This is a genomic window from Exiguobacterium sibiricum 7-3 (assembly GCF_000620865.1).
Lineage (GTDB): Bacteria > Bacillota > Bacilli > Exiguobacteriales > Exiguobacteriaceae > Exiguobacterium_A > Exiguobacterium_A sibiricum_A.
In genome coordinates, this window is record NZ_KK211190.1 from 1,380,756 (window position 1) to 1,401,120 (window position 20,365).

Below are 20,365 nucleotides of genomic sequence, written 5' to 3' on the forward strand. Positions count from 1 at the left end.
AGTCTTTTTTTTATGGAAATGAAAGCGGATGTTTGCGATACTAAGTGAACAAACCGTAATGAAAAGAAGGTGAATGTTCATGATACGCTGTCTTCTAGTGACGAACGATCATCAAGTTTTAGTGGATGATGATTTGGAACGTCTTCACGCACCAAACGTCAGATGGTATTTTGTCGATTTTGATCAGCCGACGGAGCAGGAAAAACAACAGCTGGTGTCCGCATTTGATTTTCACCCGCTGGCCCTTGAAGATTGTTTTCAATACTTACAGCGTCCAAAGTTAGAATATTACGACGGATACAGCTTTTTTGTGTTGCATGCCCTGGATACGGAGTCACTAAAAGGAAAAGAAATTAACCTGTTCGCCAATGAGAACTATGTCGTTTCTTACCACGAGGAGCCTTCAAGTGAAATTGATGTCGTGTTCCAAGCTTTTCAACGGATACATAATAAACCCGAACAGTGGGCGATCGAGATCGTTCATAAAATCATGGATAAAATCGTCGATGGTTATTTTCCGATCGTCCATGCGTTAGAAGACAAGATTTTTGCACTGGAAGGACGGTATGAACAGCGGGGGAATGATAAACGGATCATGGAAGAGATATTTGAGATTCGATCCGATTTGTTAGTAGTCGCCAGGACCATCTTGCCGATGCGGGATTTGTTGTACCGGGTCGTTGAATCCCGCCGGCTTGCGATTCACGCCAACAAAAAAGCGTTTTTCCAAGATATTTATGATCATCTACTTAAACTTAATGAAATGATTGAATATAACCGGGAGATGACGTCTGAATTCCGGGATAATTTCATTTCGCTCAACTCATATCGGATGAACAATATCATGAAGACGTTAACGATTTTCACGACCATTTTCATGCCTTTAACTTTCATCGCCGGAATCTATGGGATGAATTTTGAACATATGCCGGAACTGACGACGCGATTCGGGTATTTCTTCACATTAGGAGGAATGGGAGTCATTGCGATGGGGATGATCCTGTATTTCAGAAAAAATCATTGGTTTGATGAGTAAGAGGGGGAAGTCGAGTGGACATTCGGCAATTGACATTTTTTACGACCATCGTAGATCATGCGTATAATCTAACACGGGCTTCCAAGTATCTTCATATTTCGCAACCGGCGCTCAGTCAACTGGTACGGGAATTTGAAGAGATGGAACAAGTGGAGTTGTTTTTGCGTCATCACGGACGATTGACCGGTCTGACAGACGCCGGACAACAATTTTATGAGGATGCGCTGAGTGTCCTGCACGGACATCAACAAATGATGGAACATCTTCACGAACGGTCACGTGTCATACGAGGGAAAGTCCGGTTGGGGATTCCACCGGTCATTTTGCCCGTCCTTTTTTCGCAACTGATTCCGAAATTAATGGCGGAACATCCCGGCATTGAGCTGGAAATCATCGAAGAAGGAGCTTTTGAATTGAAGCGTCGCCTGCTGCTCGAAGAACTGGACTTGGCGATTTTAATTGAACCGGGAGAATCCTATGGCATAGAACGCTATCGATTAATCGAGGATGAGGTCGTCGTCGCGGTGAGGCCAAGCCATCCGTTAAGCCAAACCAAAAGTGTATCTTACCGTGACCTGGCAGAGGAACCTTTGGTCATTCTCAATGATAGTTTCATGTTGCACCATCAGATTTTATCCCAGTTCCGGCATGTGCAAGTCGAACCACACATCTTTTTTACTTCCGGTGCTTGGGACTTATTGATTGGGATGGTACAAGAACTCGACGTCGTGTCGATTTTACCAGAACCGATTCTCCGATTTCATCATGCAGAGGATATCCGGATTTTACCGTTTGACCCTCCGATGTTATGGGATGTTTCGTTAAATCATTTAGCAGGGGTCGAGCAACGTCCGCTCGTGCGTCACGTCCAGGACTATGTCTTACATTACTTTAAATCCTATTGGCCGCATCCATCCGATCGTGGCGCAAACATTAAAAAGAACCCGGACCAGCCACCTCTTTTGTAAGAAGTGGATCTGATTCGGGTTCTTTGTGTAGTAATGGATCCGCTTATTGAGAAAAATTAAACGGTTTGATCCAGTTGGCTGATGCTCGAGTAAGCGTGTTTGAACTGTTCCAGATGGTCCGTCGTCGCTAAACTGCTTCGCTCCATCTCGATTTGTTTTTGTAACGTTCCAGATAATGCTGTATACATCTCGTCGAGCAAACGGGCGACGTGTTGCTGCGCGAGTTCGCGTAATCGCTGCTCTTCCGTTTCAAGATAAGATGTCGCATCCGGTTTCGTCAACTGCATTAATGCGTCTTTCAATTGTTCTTTTTCATTCCGTTCAAAAAAGGCTTTCGGATTACGGAAATACTGTTTGACGGACTGGTAAGGTGCCGCATCCTGGAAAGGACCTTCAAAATGGACGGACGTCATCGCCGGTGCTTCGAATGGAGAAAGTTGGAAAGAAGGGTTCAACTTCGTCGCATACCGCTCTTCTTCCTGGAAACGTTGAAGGAGAGCTGTTTTGATCCAACCGTCAATCCGGAAATGTGTCACGCGTAATTCCTGTTCAAAATCATATTTCAAAAAGCCAAGTAGTTCGACCAAGGCTTCGTGCAGGGCTTGCTGCTTTGTGGCGTTCGCGAAGCGGACGGGATGATACGCTTCTTTAAAGAAATCAGGGAAACGGTAATAGATCCGTTGATTGACATGATGTAACAGTTCATGGATTTCAGCAAATAAGGCATGACGGAGTAAATCGGTCCGCCGGTCTAAAAAATGTGCTTCGATCGTCTGACTCAAGTCATCCAGTTCGTCAAGCCGTGTCTCTTTTCGCACGATATTGAATTCGGTCTGTTCCATCAATTGACGTAATCGGTGGACGGTTTTCTCCGTTTCCTCCGACAACACTTGAACGGCCAATCCTTTAAGGTCCCGTTCCAGGAATTGATGGAAGGAAGATTCGAAGACAGGTAAACCTGAGTCGAGCTCGCGGTCCGTCTGCTTTTCTGCTAATGCGTGAAGGCTCGAGACACCAAACAGACGAGGCGATCGAATACCAAACCGTTGTAATTCAGTCTCGACATATTGCAGGACCGCTTGTTTTTCAATGTCATTTTGTGCCAGGTCAATCGCATTAACGATGAAGAACATTTTGTCCAGTTCAAACGCATCTTTGACACGACCAAGCTGAATCAGAAACTCACGGTCGGCGCGGGCGAAGGCGTGATTGAAATACGTCACGAATAAGATGGCGTCCGCATCCTTGATATAGTCAAAGGCAACATCTGTATGACGGGCATTGATGGAATCGGCACCCGGTGTATCGACAAGTGTAATTCCGAGACGGGTCAACGGACTATCGAAGTACAAGTCGATCACATCGACAAAGCAACTGAGATGCTCTTTTGCGACATACTCCGTGAACGTCGGTTGATCGACCGTTTGTATCGTTCCGACGAAGGACGAAACAGACGGATAACCTATTAAAAAAGCACGTAAAAAAGATGTATCCCGCAATGTGTGGTCCGGTTGTGATTCAATCCAATGTGCGGCTTCCTGCAAGGAAGTGATCGTGACGTCAAAAGCCTGAAGAAGGTCATTTATTTCGTTGACGAGTTCCTGTTCCGTCTTAAAGCGGATCGTCGCAGTACCGTGCGGATGTGCCGAACTGACCGGATTAATCCGGTTGATCGAAGCGGTCGTCGGATTAGGCGAGACAGGCAAAACCGGTTGTCCGAGTAACGCATTGCAAAACGACGACTTGCCGGCACTGAACGCACCAAACAAAGCAATCGTAAACGTACTGGAGGAGACACGTTTCAGTTTGTCTTGCAAATAAGCGACCGTATCTTCAAATCCGGAAACGGATGATAAAATCGTTTGAATCTGTTGTATGTCTTCCAGCGAATAAGCCCGTGTCTCCTCGACGCCGTTTGAAAAAGTTGCTTCCGTAGTAACGGCAACTTCCTCGAGTACTTCCTGCGGCTGGAACGGGACTAACGCTTGCTCGGCTTGAAGCAGATCCTGCTGCCATTTCAAGACCTGTTGTCGAGCAGCTTCTAGTTGTTTATTCGTCGGCGCGTCCGCTTGCTCAAGATACGTCTTGAGCAATTGCCGGTAGTCAGCTTCGGTTTTCAACAAATCACATTTTTGACGTAAAGTTGTTTGTTCCGTCAGCAAGTCCTGTTTGACGCTGCCATCTGTTTGTTCCAGCTCTGCTCGAATGCCATCACGCCAGCGGTTCGTCTCTTTCGTATACCAGTCAGCCGTGAGACTGACGACACGATTCGTAAACTGGAGGACCGATTCACCGGTAATCGTGATACCTTCCTGGACGGCATCCTCGATGACACGGAGCGGCGGATCAAGTGGATAGGTGTCAATCTGCATCGTGTGCCGATCGGACAAAATGCCGGCTTCCGCTAAAGATTGTTTCATCAATTTCCGCAGATGTAAGGCGATTTCGGATGTCGTGACGGAGTGGTATGCCCGCATGAGATCTTCCGCCACCTGTTGCTGGGTGGTCTGCGTCTTTTTGGCACTTCTGAAAAATCCGACTTTAAAGGATGCTTGTCGTGTTTCTAAAAAGGTTCGCATTTTCTCACGAAGCTCAAACGGCATCAATGTCGCATTTCGCAACAAACTTTCCCGGTGCTGTGAAAAACGGCTGACCCACTGTTCTGGTGCCATCAGTTCGAGTTGCAAATCGAGCTGATGCAGCTGTTCAAACAACGCTTCGGATTGTTGCCGCTCTGACGGAGTTATTCCTTCTTCCGTCGACTGGACAGCTTCTTCGATGCGTGTTTCGAGATACGTCACATGTTCGGCATGTAAGGATTCCAGTGTCGTGGCAGCTGATTGCAACAGTTTCGGTTGGACGTCACGGATGCTTTGATCGACGAGCTGTTTGACTGTAAGAAAATCATTTTCTGGATGATCCGCTTCCCGTAAGCTCGTAAAGAAGATTCCTTTTGGTTCGACGCCATGGGCTGCAAATGACTGGATGACCGAACGTTTAAAGGCGGCAAACGATAGTTCACTGGACTGGTGTTTGTCGATTTGATTGACAATCAAATACAATTCAGGCACGGAAGTCAACAATTCGCGTGTGACGGTGAAGTTCAATTCGGACTGGACATGGTTATAGTCCATGACGTAAAAAATCATGTCCGCTAAGTGTAAGGCGGACTCCGTGGAAATCCGGTGGGCGTCATCGACGGAATCGACACCTGGCGTATCCATTAAGACAAGTCCTTCCGGTAAGTTTGAGCCGGCATGAGTGATATCAATTCGTTCGACGGTGCCGTCACGTCCTAAGGTCTCAAGATGCGGTAAGTCGGTCGCGGCCAACTGGACGGCAGGACGATCATGAAAATGGACGATGGCGGCATCTTGCTCTTCCCGACGTAATGTGACGATATTGGCACTGGTCGGAATCGGACTGGTCGGTAAAATCGACTCTCCCGTCAAGGCATTGATCATGCTTGATTTCCCAGCCGAAAAATGGCCGGCGAAAGCAATCGTAAATTCACGTTTTAATAGTTTCGCTGAAAATTTATTTAATTTGTCGAGTCGCAGTTGATCCGACGAGGGTTGAATCAATGTCGTGAGAAGCGCTGTCGCTTCAATGTGATTTGTTAACCGTTCTTCGAATGAGCGCATGCCTGTGAAACCCCTTTCTTACAATCCAGTTTCAGTGTATCACGCTTATTTTGGTTCCGTCATCTGTTCATCGGTAAGTTCTGCAAACGGGCTGGAAAAGAGACGTCAAGACTTACGGATTCCGCGAAAACGGTATACGATGAAACAAGAGTCATATCCGATCAACACGTCGGCAACCGACAATGCATCATGGACATAAAAAAAGATTGAATTCCTGAGAAATAAGGAATTCAATCCGCTGGATGGTAAAGATTTTTCTGAAACATCAGCCGTTCGTCTCAGGGACAATCATTTCCGATTCGTCCGGAGATTGTTCCGTTGTCTGCATCAAGCGAAGAAGATGAAGTTTGAACAGATACATGACGAGTAAATGGATATTGGCTTGTGTTGATTTGTAAATGATCCACGGTAAGGCCGGTACATATTCATGAATGGCGATTAGACATTCCTGGGAACCGGGAATTTGCCGGAATTCGATTCGGCCTTTGCTGCCTTCCTGAACTTGGGCAAACAATCCGCCGGAAATCCGGTACGTCGCTTGTTCAGCATCTTGGAACGGTTCTTTTGTCAATTCGAGTAATGGGGAATCAAGGAACGGCACTTGAATCCGTACGATGGTCTCATTCGCAATGCTTGAAGTCAGGAATGGTTTGGCGAAAGAGGAAAGCCACGATACATAGTTATCGGCTGCCCAGTTGGCATCGCGACCTTCCGGCAGGCGGACGCGCTGAACGGAGCGCACATCAAGCGCTTCCTCTTTTTGAGAAGAACGGCCCGACTGTTTCTTCTGGTTCTTTTCTTCCTGCTCTTCTTTTAACGCCATGCGGACAGATTCCTCAAACGTGATTTTTCCGTCGCTGATGCCGTCGACCATCTTATCTGGGTCTGCGACCATCTCATGAACCATACTCTCGACGAGAGGATAAACCGTCTCTTTTGGTTCGCCGGAAACTAATGTCACCCAAAGGCGTGATAGTTTGACGGTCATCAAAGGGATGTCAAACGTCGGTTGGTGTTTCCCCATGACTTCTGCTGTTTTTAAGATCATTTCCTTATACGTCATCGATTCCGGACCACCGATATCGATGGCACGGTCTTTCAGGTCCTCACGTCCGACGCTTGCTCCAAGCGCATGAATGACATCCGGCAATGCAACGGGATGTGTCTGATTCCGTGTCCATTCTGGTAACAACATGACAGGGAGTCGTTTGACGAGCTTCGATAAAATCGGGAAGGAAGATCCTTTTGGTCCGACAATCAAAGCGGCACGGATCGTCGTTACCGGTGTTCCATAAGCACCGAGAACACGTTCGACTTCCAAACGGCTTTTTAAGTGACGGGACAAGTCTTCGGTCTCCTCCGGAATGATGCCACTTAAATAGACAATTTGTTGAATACCGTTTTCTTTGGCGGCGCGGGCGTAGTTGTCGGCTAAAATCAAATCCATGTCTTCAAATGACCCTTGTGTCAATTTAGCGGACGGCATCATGGAATGGACTAGATAGATGGCGATGTCTGCCCCTTTCAATCCGTCGATTGTATCATTTAGTGAAAACAAGTCACACGAGCGCCATTCGACATGGGATTCGTCGTCCTTATCGTCCCCGTTTCGTGACAAGGCGATGACATCATATTTTTTCTTGAGTTCGTTTAAGAGATTGTGTCCGATATATCCAGTTGCACCTGCAAGTGCAAGTCGTTTACGTGTTTGAGTCATGTATTTTCCCCCTCGATTAACGTTACCTGTTGGATTTACCCGAATCAATCCGTTCGTAATCCCTTCAGATGTTTTCATGAGATAACAGGCTTGATGCGTGAAAAACAGGGGAAAAGAAAAAGAGATCAAAATGAGTGAAGACGAGTTATCGATTTCCAGGTACATAATACTTACTTTTTAATTTAAGGAGAGGACGAAGATGAATGCAGTCTGTTTCTTAGATGACCAACACAATAAGCGGTATCAGATGATTTTAAAACGTTTGAGTACACGGAATCGGGCGAAGACTCCGTTTCAGGCGATCCTGTTTTTGGCAACGGGGAATTTACAGTTGATGCAATTGTTCAGTGATTATTTTTTCCCGGAAACGGGTGAGTTTTTTTATCAGGAAATGTTGGCCGAACCAATCAATGACCGGATGATCGACGTGGAGCGTCAGCTTCTGGTGCAACTGTATAACGGTCGTACGACGTTGACCGTGATCGAAATCATCGATCAGTTGAATCCGAAAGAGTTAAAGTTGGTACTCGGAGCTATTCAGGTCCGGATGTTTGGAACAGACGAAGAAATTGGTCATCGTCAAACGTGACGGGATTTTGAAAGAAAAGGGGCTGAATCAGCCTCTTTTTTGTCATTAGGAAAAGCAAAGAAAAAAGAATAAAAGAAAAATCATTAAAAAATGTTTGTGACATAAGCTTATTATCATAAAACGGTATCCGAATAAAAGCTAAGCTTGTTTATTAAGATTTGATTGAAGAGACGGATCACTGGAAATAAGATGTAAGTAACAGGAAATGGACAGTGGTTCAACTGAAATTTCTGACTGAGATGTGAGAGGAGTGGACGTATGCAACTCAAACAATCGATTTACTTTCATTCACCGATTTTTCTTCAAAATATCTTAACGACGATTTATGGGCGCATGCTGTATCAGGAACGATATGGTCCGGTCTATCAGAAACGGTTACAAGAACTAAAGGAAAAAGAACGTTTTCGGACGAATGCGCAAGTGGAACAGTTGAAGCGTCTGAATCAATTTCTGCTGTTTTGTCAGACCTACAGTCCGTATTATAAAGAGCTGTTTGAGCAACACCGGATCAGCTTACCACTCCAGACGTTGGACGAATTAAAGCAAATTCCGGTGTTGAGCAAGGAAATCCTCCGGACACGCAATGCAGACGTTCATGCTAAAATCCGGGCCCCTATCCTTGGGAAAACGGGCGGGACGACGGGAAAGTCGATTCAAGTCCATTACACAAAGGAAGATATGCAAATCCGGATGGCGCATCTCGACTATTTTAAGTGGACACATGGAATCGAACGCGGCATGCGACGCGCCAGCTTCACGGGTCAGACACTGGCTGCAGAATCACAGAAAGCACCGGTATATTGGCGGATGAATAAAGCGATTAATCAGATGTTGTTTACGATCAAAAACATTAACCCTCAAACGGCAACCTTGTACATTGAACAATTGAACCGGTTTAACCCGGAATCAATTGATGGCTTACCTTCAGGCATGATTGAAGTAGCCCGTCATGCAAAAAAATACAATATTCCGTGTACGTTCCGACCAAAGGCAATTTTCCCGACGGCTGAGATGATGACGCCTGCAGAACGCCAATTGATTGAAGAAGTTTTTCATGCGCCGATATTTGATCAGTATGCCTCATCCGAAGGGGCTCCAATCGTTGCGGAATGTCGTTACGGCAAAAAACATCTGCATTATGAAATGGGCATCATCGAGGTCGAAGCAGACGGTCAGATTCTCGTGACAAGTTTTGATACCCACGGGACTCCGCTCGTCCGGTATCGTGTCGGGGATCGAATGACGTTAAGTGAATCGACATGCCAATGTGGCCATGCCGGTCCGGTCATCGCGTCGATTGACGGACGGGGACGAAGTTTTATCCAACTGAAAGACGGTCATCGGATTTTCGAGGGAGAACTGGCCGGGATCGTTCGTGCCTTCCCGAACTGTATCGAACGGGTCCAGTATATTCAATCGGACAAAGAAGAAGTCGTCATGTTATATGTACCCGACGAACGCTGTTTTAAAGAAGAACATGAAAAAGAACTGTATTTCGTCTTAAAACGTTTGTTTGGCGGACAAATGGAAGTGTTGCTACGAGCCGTACCGGAAATTCCGAAAGAAATCAGTGGAAAAACATTATTAATCAAACAATTGTTGCCGGAAAAGAGTTGACAATTCAAAAAAAAGAACTGGCAGATTACCCTTCATTTTCAAAAAGGTAATCTGCTTTTTAATTATTTTTCAAAAAAAGCGATACTTTACCAAAGAAGGAGCATCATTAAAATGGAAGTCGAATGCGGTAGATTTTGTCATGTGATTGTCAGAATGAAGACGTAATCTGAATGTATTAGGAAAATACTCAATGAAATATCGAGTCGTTGTTCGAAAGGACGTGCGCAGATGGGAATCAAAGAGCAAGTCTATCTGTATTCACCGGTGTTCATGCAAAATCTTCTAATCACCCTGTATGGCTATCGACTTCAACGGGAACGGTATGGACCGGCGTACCAAAGACGATTTCAGGAATTAGCGGACAAATTGGAAAAGCCAATCGATGTAGAACTGGAGCAATTGACACGTCTTAATACGTTTTTGCTGTTTTCCCAGCAACATAGCGCCTATTACAACACGCTGTTTAAAGACTTGAATCTGCAACTGCCTTTTCAAACGTTAACGGAACTTCGGCAGATCCCGTCACTTGAAAAAGAAACGTTACGGCAACAAATCGAATCGATTCGCACGGATCTCGATGCACCGATTCTCGGGAAAACAGGCGGGACGACAGGGAAGTCAATCCAAGTCCGGTATACGAAAGAAGACATGCAGGTCCGGATGGCGCATCTCGATTTTTTTAAAGCGACCCACGGTGTCCAAAAGGGCATGCGACGAATCAGTTTTACAGCACAGGCGCTCGTTTCGGAACGGCAACAAAAACCCGTCTACTGGCGGATGAATCATGCACTGAATCAAATGCTGTTTACCGTCAAGAAACTCAGTCCTGAAACGATGACAGCTTATTTGCAGGCAATCGACCGGTTTGATCCGGAATCGATTGACGGGTTGCCGTCAGCGATGATTGAGCTGGCCTACCATGCCAAACGAATCGGGATGGAATTGCAGTGCCGGCCGCGCGCCATTTTCCCGACGGCTGAGATGATGACCGCGACGGAACGAAAATTGATTGAAGACGTTTTCCATGCGCCTGTCTTTGATCAATATGCGTCATCGGAAGGAGCTCCGATCGTTTCCGAATGCCGTTTCGGGAATAAACATCTGCATTACGAGATGGGAATCATCGAAATCGAACCGGACGGACAAATCCTTGTGACAAGCTTTGATACACACGGGACTCCGCTCGTCCGGTACCGGGTAGGTGATCGCATGACGAGCAGCGGACAAACCTGTTCCTGCGGTCATCACGGTCCCGTGATTGATTCGATTGATGGTCGGGGCCGAGGCTATATCGTTAAACAAAATGGTCAAAAGGTTTTTGAAGGTCAGCTGTCGAGTTTGGTCAAAGCGTTACCGAACAGTGTCGAGCGAGTCCAATATATCCAAAACAGTGAACGGGACATCACGTTTTTATATATTCCGGACCGGACCCGCTTTTTATCGGAGCACGAGGAACAATTGTATCGGTTTTTAAAAACCTTACTCGGCGCTGAGATGAACGTCTCGTTACGTGCCGTCGACAACATCCCGCGGGAAGTCAGCGGAAAGACGCTTCTTGTCAAACAGTTGATGTAAATGAAACACGGATCCAAGTGAGGATCCGTGTTTTTGTTGGATATTTTTTATGAGGTATGGAATTTTTTTCAATTGTTGTAGTATAAAAAGAGAAGGCATAAAAACTACACTGTAATATAAAGGAGAGATACATATGTTATTTCATTATCATCTTTGGACACCGTTCGTGGAGGAAACAGAACGGTTTTATCAACAGCTTGGTTTTCAGGTGACACAACGGATCGGTAAAATTGAGGGAGCATTCACCTCGTTTGATCCTCCGCTCCACTGGGATGATTTCCGCGAGCAACGGATTTTGTTTCGGATCATTGAGATGAAACGCGGAGCGATCAACATTACGTTTGGTCACGGAAAAAAGGTGATGTTTGATCATATCGGATTCCTCGTAACGGAAGCCGACCGACTGCAGATCCTCGACCGGGCGGAAGGTTTAGGATTGACGGTTCAGGCAAACGAACGCCGGACGTTCATTGGAACACCGTTTGGTTTCCGGATTGAATTGCAGACCCATCCGGATGCAGTCCAATCCCAAACAGGCGACCAGCTCCTGCAGCTTGGAATCGCGACACCGACACTGGGTCTTGAGCCGTTGTTGTCTCAATTACTTGCTCGACCGGTTCCTGAAATTACGACGTCTGCAGCGGAACGGATGCATGTCAGACAGGCTGTGTTTTCCGGAATGCCTGCGCTGCCCGAGCAAGATCCAAACGGTCTCGAAGTCCGGACCGTGAGTCCGCTCACGTCAATCAGCGGACGGATACTTGACGAAGACCTTTAAAGGCGTCGTGTCTGTCAGCAAACGCTCGAAACATCCGACTAAATCTTGGGCTGAGACCGTTTGTTCAAACAACTGCTCGAGGAGCGGAACATGTGGTGCCGTCTTGAAAAACCATACGGCATGTTCTTGGTAATCCCATCCGTCACTCGAACCGACAAGCCGCAATTCCTTCTCGTAAAAGGCGGGCGTCAATGACAATGTCTCGTGATTCCCGTCTGAAAGAATGCAGAGCTGTCCATGGGGAGAAAGCTTTTCCTGTAATAAGGCGAAAGCGTCCTGTCGTGCGGAACATTCCAGTGCATGTGTAAACGTCTCATCCGTGTCTGATTATGAAGCATGCGCCCCGAGTGACAGCGAAAGCGATGTCCGGATCGGATCAGGATCGGAGACGACAATCCGGTCGACATGATAGTAGTGACGCAGATAGAAAACGGTCAGCAGTCCGATGACACCCATTCCGGTCACTAAAACCGAGTCCGTCGGTTTGGGGGCCAGTTTGCGGACACCTTTCGCAGCGTCGCACGATAAGATGTTCAACAAGGCGAGTTTGGGGGACACACCGTCCGGAACAGGAATGGCTTTGGCTTCCTCGACGAGTGCGATATCCTGATGACCGTAAAAGGCAAGCAGACAGTCGCCGACTTGAAACCGGGTGACCTGATTTCCGACGGCAATGACGGTGGCGTAGCTTTCGTAGCCGGTCTCTTTCGGATAGACAGGAGCCGGATCGGTCGGATCGTCGCCCCGGACTTCCGGCAGTTCAGCCCCGATGCTGATTGCACCGGCAATCGTCCGGACAAGCAATTCGTGCGCCTGCACCGGAGGAAGATGATGTCTGGTCCAGGTGACAGACCGGGCTGCCATGACCTGTAATCGTTTTTGGTACATAAAAATCTCTCTTTTCTGAAAACATAAATCTTCTTTCTGTAGTATAAGGTAAAAAATCCCTTATCCAAATAAAAATATGACAATTTTGTAAGGTGGAAACTGCTCGGACGGCGTCAGTTTACGAACAAGTCTGTGTTATCCTGAAAAAAAGACAGAAACAAAAAAAGGACGTGACCCCCATCGAACGAATCGAAATGTCTATTCATCGCGGATTAGTGGAGTTAAAAAATTTGGATAAACGGATTCAAAAAGCACAGTCGAAATCGTTTATCGGTGTGCAGAACGGCAGTCAGGCGCCGGCAGGATATCCTTCAGTCGTGACGTTTGCGGAAGAAGCGAAAGCCAACCTGCAGTCGATTCGGGATTTGATGGAGCGGCGGAATCGGATCAAGTCTGCGATCACGGCGTCGAATGCTGTGACGGTCGTCCGTATTAACGGTCGTGAGATGACCGTTGCGGAGGCGATTGACCGGCGGGATGCCGGGCTTGTCTATGAACGGCAATTGTTGCAGACTTTACGGGAGCAACTGCGGCAAGTCGAACAGACCATCGAGACAGAGCGGCAAGATGTCGTACGGCGGGCAGACAGCCACATCGAGGCAACGTACGGTTCCCGGGAAAAAGGGAATGCGGACGAGATGGAAAAATCACGTCGACTGTTCATCGAGCGCCTGGAGCCGAAATTGATTGATCCGTCGAACTTGCGCCAGGTCATCGCTGAACTTGATGAGACAATCGATACCTTTGAAACGGAAGTCGATTTTACATTGTCGGAAAGCAATACCGTAACGAAAATTTTTGCGTGATGACGATTCCCTGTTAGTCTGATATTCCTGTGACCAAACACGCCGGTTTTGTGCGATAACAAAACAATCCGTGCTTCGGCACCTCGCACCGGTTCCATCGAGAACCGGAAGTGAAAGTTCAATGTTCACAGCTCAAGGAACAACGAACAAAGCTGAACGCTCAGAGCATGAAAGTTAAACCTTCAACGAGCAAAGAGTGATCAAATCCACGATTCAACGGGATAAGAGAGGATTTGTTTGCTGCCTCTGGGAGTACCGCGTGGCTGGGCTGACAGGGAACCTACATAAAAAAACGTTGACCGGAGAGGATGGAGAGGTGTGTTGAATCTGTATTTGACTGTACTTGACATGCCGAACCTCGCGCTGGCATCATTTGTCATCGGACTCGTTTTGACCGTGAAGTACGGACGACTGTTCGTCCGGCGGGATATTCCGGGATCCGGTAAACGAATGGCGGCTGTCCTGTATACGGGCTGTCTGTTCGGTTTGAGCAGTATCGTTCTGCTGTATATATGACGAATGAACCTTTTTTGAACGGAGTCATCCGTTTCAAAGAAGGTTTTTTTGGTTGCGGCACGAAGGACATATAAACAGATCTGCCAGTTGAAGTGAAAAAAGGAGGAACTGAAAATGGATGGATTATTAAAACGTCGAATCGGGGCGGGCGTCGTCGATGTACTTGTCCAGGGAATCGTTTCCGGTGTGCTTGAGAAAACAGTATTGAAACGTATCAAGAACAAGGCAGTACATGCCCTGATTACGGAACCGGCCGTTAACTGTTTCATCGAGACGGTCCAATTGTCGACGGGGAGCGGGCAAACCGTCGGACAACGCCTGTTTCGGATTCAAGTCGTCAGCGAGAACGGACAACCGCTTGCCGTGAAACAGATTGCGAAACGGATTGTGTACCGTGAAACGATTGCTTCGGTTAAAGCCTGGAAAAACCGGAAAGTATATCTGCGAGACGGATCGATCCTGCCGGAGGATGAATTTGCCGGGACCCGGGTCATCCGGAAAATCAACTAGGATCGCCGGTGGACCCGTAAAACAAATCAAACGGAGGAGGATGACAGATGCGCAGTCTGCTGTCCTCCTCTTGTTGTGAAATCAATACGTCGTGCTGAACGAATAAGTCGTCTCGTGAAAATAGGGAATTTGACTGTTTATGAGAGATGACAGAAGGAAAGCGGTTGAATCAAAACAAATACCGGAGAAGGAAGTCTCGGCGTGATGCGCTGCTCCAGAGAAAACAAAGCCGGGTTGGGAAGTTCCGATTGTCATCCAGCGGCCGCTTACTGCTTCGTGAACAGAGATGACCGGTTGTTGATGAAATAAAAAATAGGTGTCGCCAGGAGACCGTGAAAACATCTTGTCTAAAAAGAAACGGTGCAGACGACGACCTAACCGAAAATCAAAGGGGGTTCCTTTCGTCTGTTGCAAGCAGGGATTAATCGACAGCGCCGGTACGGGGTGGATGAAAGCAGAACAGGCAAACTTTAAATCATGTTGTGTAATACTGTCCTTTAAATTACCGCTTAAATTAAAGAAAATAGGAAGCGACAAAGAGAGGCGAAGCGGCTGGTTAGTCGTCGCCGCATAACGGAGAATCAATTGATTGCTGTTAGTCAGCAGATAAAGAATGTCGATTGTGATCACCTGTCCATCGACAGCCATTTCCGCCGACAGACGAAGTCCGGATTCTTGTATTGCCGAGCACTTTTCAGCTGTGAATGAAAGCTCGTGTAATACCAGATCGGTTTCGTAAACGGAACCGGACGACGTATCGTACAGCCGGCCGGATAAACCGGGAGGAATCACAGGAACCGTTGCCAAAGAACAGTCGAATATAATGTCTTCGGAATGACCATTCCGGTCAGGCACCATCAAACGTTCAATGCTTCCTCCTTTGCTTGCAATCTCGACTTCCATTCCCCGATCATTGTTCAAACGATATCGTGTCGACCGTTCTTTTTGTGAATTCATACGGGCCTGCAATGTCTTTCCTCCTCTTTTCGCGTGAAGTAAAACGTATTTTAACGGTATAATACAGATACACCAATCAAATCAGTAAGATTATTTCCTTTTACTTTACCATATGTAAAGTATTTAAATCTAAAAATTTACTAATTTTTTTTACTTAAAATAATTCAAAAAAGAGGAGAATGCATGATGGCGACGATCAAAGATATTGCAAAGGAAGTGGGCTGTTCGATTTCAACGGTATCGCGGGTCTTGAATAATGACCCGACGTTATCAGTGGGAGACGAGACGAGAGCCCGGATTTTTGAAGTGGCGGAAGAAATCGGATACCGGAAAAAAACACTGAAAACACTTGTGAAGAACATCGCGTTTTTATATTGGCTGACCGATAACGAAGAGCTCGAAGATGTCTATTTTCAAACGATGCGGGTGGAAGTCGAAAAAAAAGCACGGGAAAACAACATTGAATTGACGACCTACAAACTCGAAGGCGGGATTGAAAAAATCCCGCTGGATATCGACGGGTTCATTGCCGTCGGTTCATTCATGAACCGAGAGCTGGAATATTTGAGAGAATTGACACCGCATGGCGTATTTATCGACTCTACACCGGATCCCGCGCATTACGATTCGGTTCGTCCGGATCTTGCGCAAATCACCCGTCAGGCAGTTGAAGTGCTGGTGGAGCAAGGTCACGAAAAGATTGGTTTTATCGGCGGCACGTACCATAACCTCGATACGGACACGGAAGAGATGGATGGACGAGAGCGGGCGTTTCGTCAAACGATGGAAGAACGTGACTTGTTGCGGGAAGACTTCATCTTTTGCCGGCGGGGATTTTCGGTCGACAACGGATATTACTTAATGAATCAAGCGGTCGAACAACTCGGGGAAGAGTTGCCGACAGCGTTTTATGTAGCGGCGGATCCGATTGCGGTCGGTTGTTTACAAGTTTTGAATGAGCAGCAGATTGAGATTCCGAAACGGGTCAGTCTGATTAGTGTCAATGATACAAGTATTTCGAAATATGTGTCGCCGCCTCTGACGACGTTCCATATTGACCTCGAGGAGATTTGTCAAAATGCGATTCAACTTTTACTGGAACGTGTGTTAAAGAAACGAAACATTGTCAAGACGGTCTATATCGGCGCGGAATTGATTACTCGTAAAAGCACTTTGTAAATAAATTTAGTAAAATATTTTACTAAATTTATTTACAAAGTTTTCTTGTGGTGCTATATTTTGATTATTAAAGCGCTTACAAAAAGTGTTTTGATCTTTTCAGAATATGACTCACAGGAGGGAAAAGAAGATGAAGAAAACCATTACATATATGACTGTCCTGAGTAGTCTGGCATTGACGGCCTCGCTCGCGGCGTGTGGTCCCGGGGAAGAAGCGCAGGGAAACAAGGAACAATCATCAAACAAAGAAGCGAAGCTGATTGTCTGGGAAGACATTGAAAAAGGCGAAGGAATCAAAGACATCGTTTCAAAATTCGAACGGGACAACGATGTGGACGTAAAGGTCATCGAAAAACCGTACGCCAAGCAAATCGAGGATTTACGACTAGATGGTCCGGCCGGTACGGGTCCTGATTTGTTGACGATGCCGGGGGATCAGATTGGCACGGCGGTAACGGAAGGAATCATTAAAGAGATAGATGTCCCGAAAGAGGTCCAGTCGATTTATACCGATGTCGCCCTTGATTCACAAAAAGTGGAGGGGAAACTCTACGGTGTCCCGAAAGCAGTGGAAACAACGGTTTTATACTACAACAAAAAACTGGTCTCAGAAGAGAAGTTACCGAAAACCCTGGAAGAGTGGTACACCTTATCGAAAAAGACGACAACCGGGCAATCGTTCGGATTCCTCGCTTTATTTGATCAAATCTATTACGCCCAAAGTGTCTTAAGTGGATATGGCGGTTATATTTTCAAGCAAGATGATGAAGGGAAATACCAGACAAAAGAAGTCGGACTTGCGAATACCGGAGCCATCGAAGGCGCGTCCTATATTCAAAAGTTCTATAAGGAAAAATTATTCCCGGCAGGCATCATCGGTGAGCAGGGCATCAACGTTCTTGAGTCCTTATTTACGGAAGGGAAGGCAGCCGCCATCATCTCCGGTCCCTGGAATGTCGAGCCCTTTACGAAAGCAGGCATTGATTTCGGCATCACGAAACTGCCGGAATTGGAAAACGGAAAAAACATGAGTTCCTTCATCGGTGTCAAAAGTTATAATGTCAGCGCTTACTCAAAGCAATCGGAAATGGCGAACAAGCTGGCGCTTTACCTGACGAATGCGGAAAACTCAAAAAAACGTTTTGAAATCACAAAAGAAGTCCCGGCCGTCAGTGCGTTGGCTCAGGATCCGGCCGTAACGAAAAGTCCGGCCGCACAGGCAGTAGCCGAACAATCGAAATTTTCCGAGTTGACACCTAACATCCCTGAAATGAATGAAGTCTGGAAGCCGGTCGATGCCGCCCTTCAAACGATTGCGACCGGGAAAGCGGAACCGGCAGCCGCGATGAAACAGGCCGTCAAAACGATCGATGGGCAAATCGAAGCGAAACACGGAGCGAAGTAAGAACGCTTCATGTGATACGACCAGACAGTCGGAGATTCTAGTAAAGAGGTGAAGGACGTGCAACACCGGAAAATTGGGTTGATGTTATCGATCATTCCAGGACTTGGCCAATTGTATCACCGGCAATGGATCAAAGGCGGCCTCCTGCTTGTAGTCAGTATTGCCTTTTGGATAGCGTTCGCCGATTTGCTCAACATGGGACTATGGGGAATCGTGACGCTCGGAACAGAAGTACCCCGCGACAACTCGATTTTTTTGTTGGCACAAGGCATCATCGCAATCATCGTTTTGTTATTTGGGATCGGTCTTTATGTATTTAATTTACGGGACGCCTACCGCAATGGGCAAAAGCGGGACCAAGGCGTCCGACCGGATTCTTTGTGGTCGGATTATCGGAATTTAATGAACCAAGGTTATCCCTATTTAGTCAGTGGACCTTCGTTGTTTCTGTTGATATTTGCCGTGATCTTTCCCATTTTGTTCAGTTTCGCCTTGGCGTTTACGAATTATGATTTGTACCATTCCCCGCCTGCCAAACTGGCGGATTGGGTTGGATTTTCTACCTTTGCTCAAATCTTCACAGTTGATATTTGGCGGTCGACGTTCTTTGATGTGTTGTCCTGGACCGTTATCTGGACCTTGGTCGCCTCGACGTTACAAGTGTCGCTCGGTATCTGGATGGCAGTCCTCGTCAACCAAAAAGAGGTCCGGTTCAAACGGGTCATCCGGACGATTTTTGTCCTACCGTGGGCGGTACCGGGATTTGTGACGATTCTTGTTTTTGCCGGTCTCTTTAATGACAGTTTTGGTGCCGTCAACATGGATATCCTGTCTCTGTTCGGAATCGATCCCGTCCCGTGGCTGACCGATGAAAAATGGACACGGGTCGCGCTCGTCTTTATGCAGGGATGGCTCGGATTCCCGTATGTCTTTTTAGTGACGACGGGTGTCCTGCAATCGATTCCTGATGATTTATACGAAGCAGCAACGATTGACGGCGCTTCGATTTTTGCGAAGTTTCGACATATTACGATGCCGATGGTACTGATTGCGATGTCGCCGATTATCATTACCCAGTTCACATTCAATTTTAATAACTTTAATATCATCTATCTCTTTAACGGGGGCGGACCGTCCGTACCGGGTTCCAATGCCGGTGGAACGGATATTCTCGTCTCCTGGATATATAAATTGACGATGCAGTCCGGTCAATACGCGTTAGCTGCCGCTTTGACGATCCTGCTTTCGATTTTTGTCATCGCGATTGCGTTATGGCAGTTTAGACGAACGAATGCCTTTAAGGAAGGAGCGTGATCGGGATGGCGACACGTAACATGACACGGACGGTTCGTCTGACGCTGACCTATTTGATTCTGCTGTTCGTTGCGACCTGCATCATCTATCCCCTCTTGTGGACGATTGGGGCGAGCTTTAATCCGGGTAACAGTTTAGTCAGCACATCGATCATTCCAAAAAATCCAACACTTGATCATTACCGGGAATTATTTGCCGGAAAAGAAAGTCTGCAATACGGTCGTTGGTATATGAACTCGTTAAAAATCAGTCTCTTTACGATGCTCGGAACGGTTGTCAGCGTTTCTTTTACAGCCTATGCTTTTTCAAGATTTCGCTTCAAAGGACGCCAGCAAGCCCTGACGTTGTTTTTGCTGTTACAGATGATTCCGCAGTTTTCCGCATTGATTGCCCTGTTCGTTTTGGCTCAGATGCTCGGTATGATGAACAGTCACTGGCTGCTGATTCTGTTGTATATCGGCGGTCAGATTCCGATGAATACCTACTTGATGAAAGGATATATGGATTCAATTCCGGTCGATCTCGATGAGAGTGCCAAACTTGACGGAGCGGGTCACACGCGGATTTTCATCCAAATTATTTTACCGCTCTGTCGTCCGATGCTTGCCGTGGTCGCGATGAACGGATTTACGGGACCGCTCGGGGATTTCGTACTTGCTTCGACGATTTTACGGACGCAGGAAGCGTATACGTTGCCGATTGGTCTGTTTAATCTCGTCAATGAAGCAATGGGTGCAAGCTATACGACATTTGCCGCCGGAGCGATTTTGATCAGCATCCCGGTCGCAGTTCTGTTTGTCCTGCTGCAAAAACATTTTGTGTCCGGGCTAACGGCCGGGGGAACAAAAGGGTAAGAGAGAAAGAGA

General features: G+C 46.8%; 18 protein-coding genes. 13 read left to right on the plus strand and 5 right to left on the minus strand.

Translation table 11 applies throughout. The features are described 5' to 3' along the window. Positions 1–79: 79 nt before the first annotated feature. Positions 80–1,036, plus strand: coding sequence for a magnesium/cobalt transporter CorA (corA, locus tag P402_RS0107910; RefSeq protein WP_026828185.1), 957 nt, complete (start codon positions 80–82; stop codon positions 1,034–1,036). Between the two features lie 14 nt (positions 1,037–1,050). After that, complete coding sequence (locus P402_RS16330; RefSeq protein ID WP_051525132.1) at positions 1,051–2,004, plus strand: LysR family transcriptional regulator; 954 nt, start codon at positions 1,051–1,053, stop codon at positions 2,002–2,004. Positions 2,005–2,060: 56 nt separating this feature from the next. On the opposite strand, the gene P402_RS0107920 is transcribed toward P402_RS16330, so the two are convergent. Together P402_RS0107920 and P402_RS0107925 are read right to left on the minus strand one after the other, a co-directional pair. Continuing rightward, on the minus strand, positions 2,061–5,648 hold the full coding sequence (locus tag P402_RS0107920) for a dynamin family protein (protein ID WP_026828186.1): 3,588 nt from the start codon (positions 5,646–5,648) through the stop codon (positions 2,061–2,063). 265 nt (positions 5,649–5,913) lie between these two features. Then, entirely contained in the window at positions 5,914–7,365 is a 1,452-nt protein-coding gene (locus P402_RS0107925) for an NAD(P)H-binding protein (protein WP_026828187.1), read from the minus strand. Positions 7,366–7,564: 199 nt separating this feature from the next. Here P402_RS0107925 and P402_RS0107930 point away from each other — a divergent pair, with 199 nt between their 5' ends. The 4 genes from P402_RS0107930 (at position 7,565) to P402_RS0107945 (ending at position 11,924) form a co-directional block, all read left to right on the plus strand. Beyond that, positions 7,565–7,954 (plus strand): hypothetical protein, encoded by a 390-nt coding sequence (locus tag P402_RS0107930; protein WP_026828188.1) that lies wholly within the window; start codon positions 7,565–7,567, stop codon positions 7,952–7,954. Between the two features lie 258 nt (positions 7,955–8,212). Continuing rightward, a complete protein-coding gene (locus P402_RS0107935; protein WP_026828189.1) occupies positions 8,213–9,571 on the plus strand; it encodes a phenylacetate--CoA ligase family protein in 1,359 nt (452 codons plus the stop codon). A 228-nt stretch (positions 9,572–9,799) separates the two neighbouring features. Continuing rightward, positions 9,800–11,146 (plus strand): phenylacetate--CoA ligase family protein, encoded by a 1,347-nt coding sequence (locus P402_RS0107940; protein WP_026828190.1) that lies wholly within the window; start codon positions 9,800–9,802, stop codon positions 11,144–11,146. A gap of 133 nt (positions 11,147–11,279) precedes the next feature. Continuing rightward, on the plus strand, positions 11,280–11,924 hold the full coding sequence (locus P402_RS0107945) for a VOC family protein (protein WP_026828191.1): 645 nt from the start codon (positions 11,280–11,282) through the stop codon (positions 11,922–11,924). On the opposite strand, the gene P402_RS16720 is transcribed toward P402_RS0107945, so the two are convergent. Together P402_RS16720 and P402_RS16725 are read right to left on the minus strand one after the other, a co-directional pair. After that, positions 11,889–12,122 carry a hypothetical protein gene (locus P402_RS16720; RefSeq protein ID WP_051525133.1) on the minus strand — a complete coding sequence of 78 codons (234 nt, stop codon included), beginning with the start codon at positions 12,120–12,122 and terminating at the stop codon, positions 11,889–11,891. The genes P402_RS0107945 and P402_RS16720 overlap by 36 nt on opposite strands. Positions 12,123–12,251: 129 nt before the next feature. Beyond that, complete coding sequence (locus P402_RS16725) at positions 12,252–12,812, minus strand: hypothetical protein (protein WP_051525134.1); 561 nt, start codon at positions 12,810–12,812, stop codon at positions 12,252–12,254. Positions 12,813–13,006: 194 nt separating this feature from the next. On the opposite strand from P402_RS16725, the gene P402_RS0107955 reads away from it, so the two are divergent. The 3 genes from P402_RS0107955 (at position 13,007) to P402_RS0107965 (ending at position 14,644) form a co-directional block, all read left to right on the plus strand. Next, positions 13,007–13,618, plus strand: coding sequence for a hypothetical protein (locus tag P402_RS0107955; RefSeq protein WP_034770201.1), 612 nt, complete (start codon positions 13,007–13,009; stop codon positions 13,616–13,618). 318 nt (positions 13,619–13,936) lie between these two features. Then, positions 13,937–14,134: a hypothetical protein gene (locus P402_RS0107960; protein WP_026828193.1), complete on the plus strand. Its 198-nt coding sequence runs from the start codon at positions 13,937–13,939 to the stop codon at positions 14,132–14,134. A gap of 114 nt (positions 14,135–14,248) precedes the next feature. Continuing rightward, complete coding sequence (locus tag P402_RS0107965) at positions 14,249–14,644, plus strand: RDD family protein (RefSeq protein WP_026828194.1); 396 nt, start codon at positions 14,249–14,251, stop codon at positions 14,642–14,644. Positions 14,645–14,725: 81 nt separating this feature from the next. Here the strand turns inward: P402_RS0107965 and P402_RS0107970 are convergent, their stop codons facing one another. Continuing rightward, positions 14,726–15,601 (minus strand): aldose epimerase family protein, encoded by an 876-nt coding sequence (locus P402_RS0107970; RefSeq protein WP_152538823.1) that lies wholly within the window; start codon positions 15,599–15,601, stop codon positions 14,726–14,728. A 186-nt stretch (positions 15,602–15,787) separates the two neighbouring features. On the opposite strand from P402_RS0107970, the gene P402_RS0107975 reads away from it, so the two are divergent. From P402_RS0107975 to P402_RS0107990, 4 genes are all read left to right on the plus strand, one after another. Next, positions 15,788–16,780: a LacI family DNA-binding transcriptional regulator gene (locus P402_RS0107975; RefSeq protein WP_026828196.1), complete on the plus strand. Its 993-nt coding sequence runs from the start codon at positions 15,788–15,790 to the stop codon at positions 16,778–16,780. Positions 16,781–16,910: 130 nt separating this feature from the next. Next, positions 16,911–18,185 carry a sugar ABC transporter substrate-binding protein gene (locus P402_RS0107980; RefSeq protein ID WP_026828197.1) on the plus strand — a complete coding sequence of 425 codons (1,275 nt, stop codon included), beginning with the start codon at positions 16,911–16,913 and terminating at the stop codon, positions 18,183–18,185. 57 nt (positions 18,186–18,242) lie between these two features. Continuing rightward, a complete protein-coding gene (locus P402_RS0107985; protein WP_026828198.1) occupies positions 18,243–19,499 on the plus strand; it encodes a carbohydrate ABC transporter permease in 1,257 nt (418 codons plus the stop codon). Positions 19,500–19,504: 5 nt separating this feature from the next. Continuing rightward, the gene (locus P402_RS0107990) at positions 19,505–20,353 is read left to right on the plus strand and encodes a sugar ABC transporter permease (protein WP_026828199.1); all 849 of its coding nucleotides are present in this window, start codon (positions 19,505–19,507) and stop codon (positions 20,351–20,353) included. Positions 20,354–20,365 lie beyond the last annotated feature (12 nt).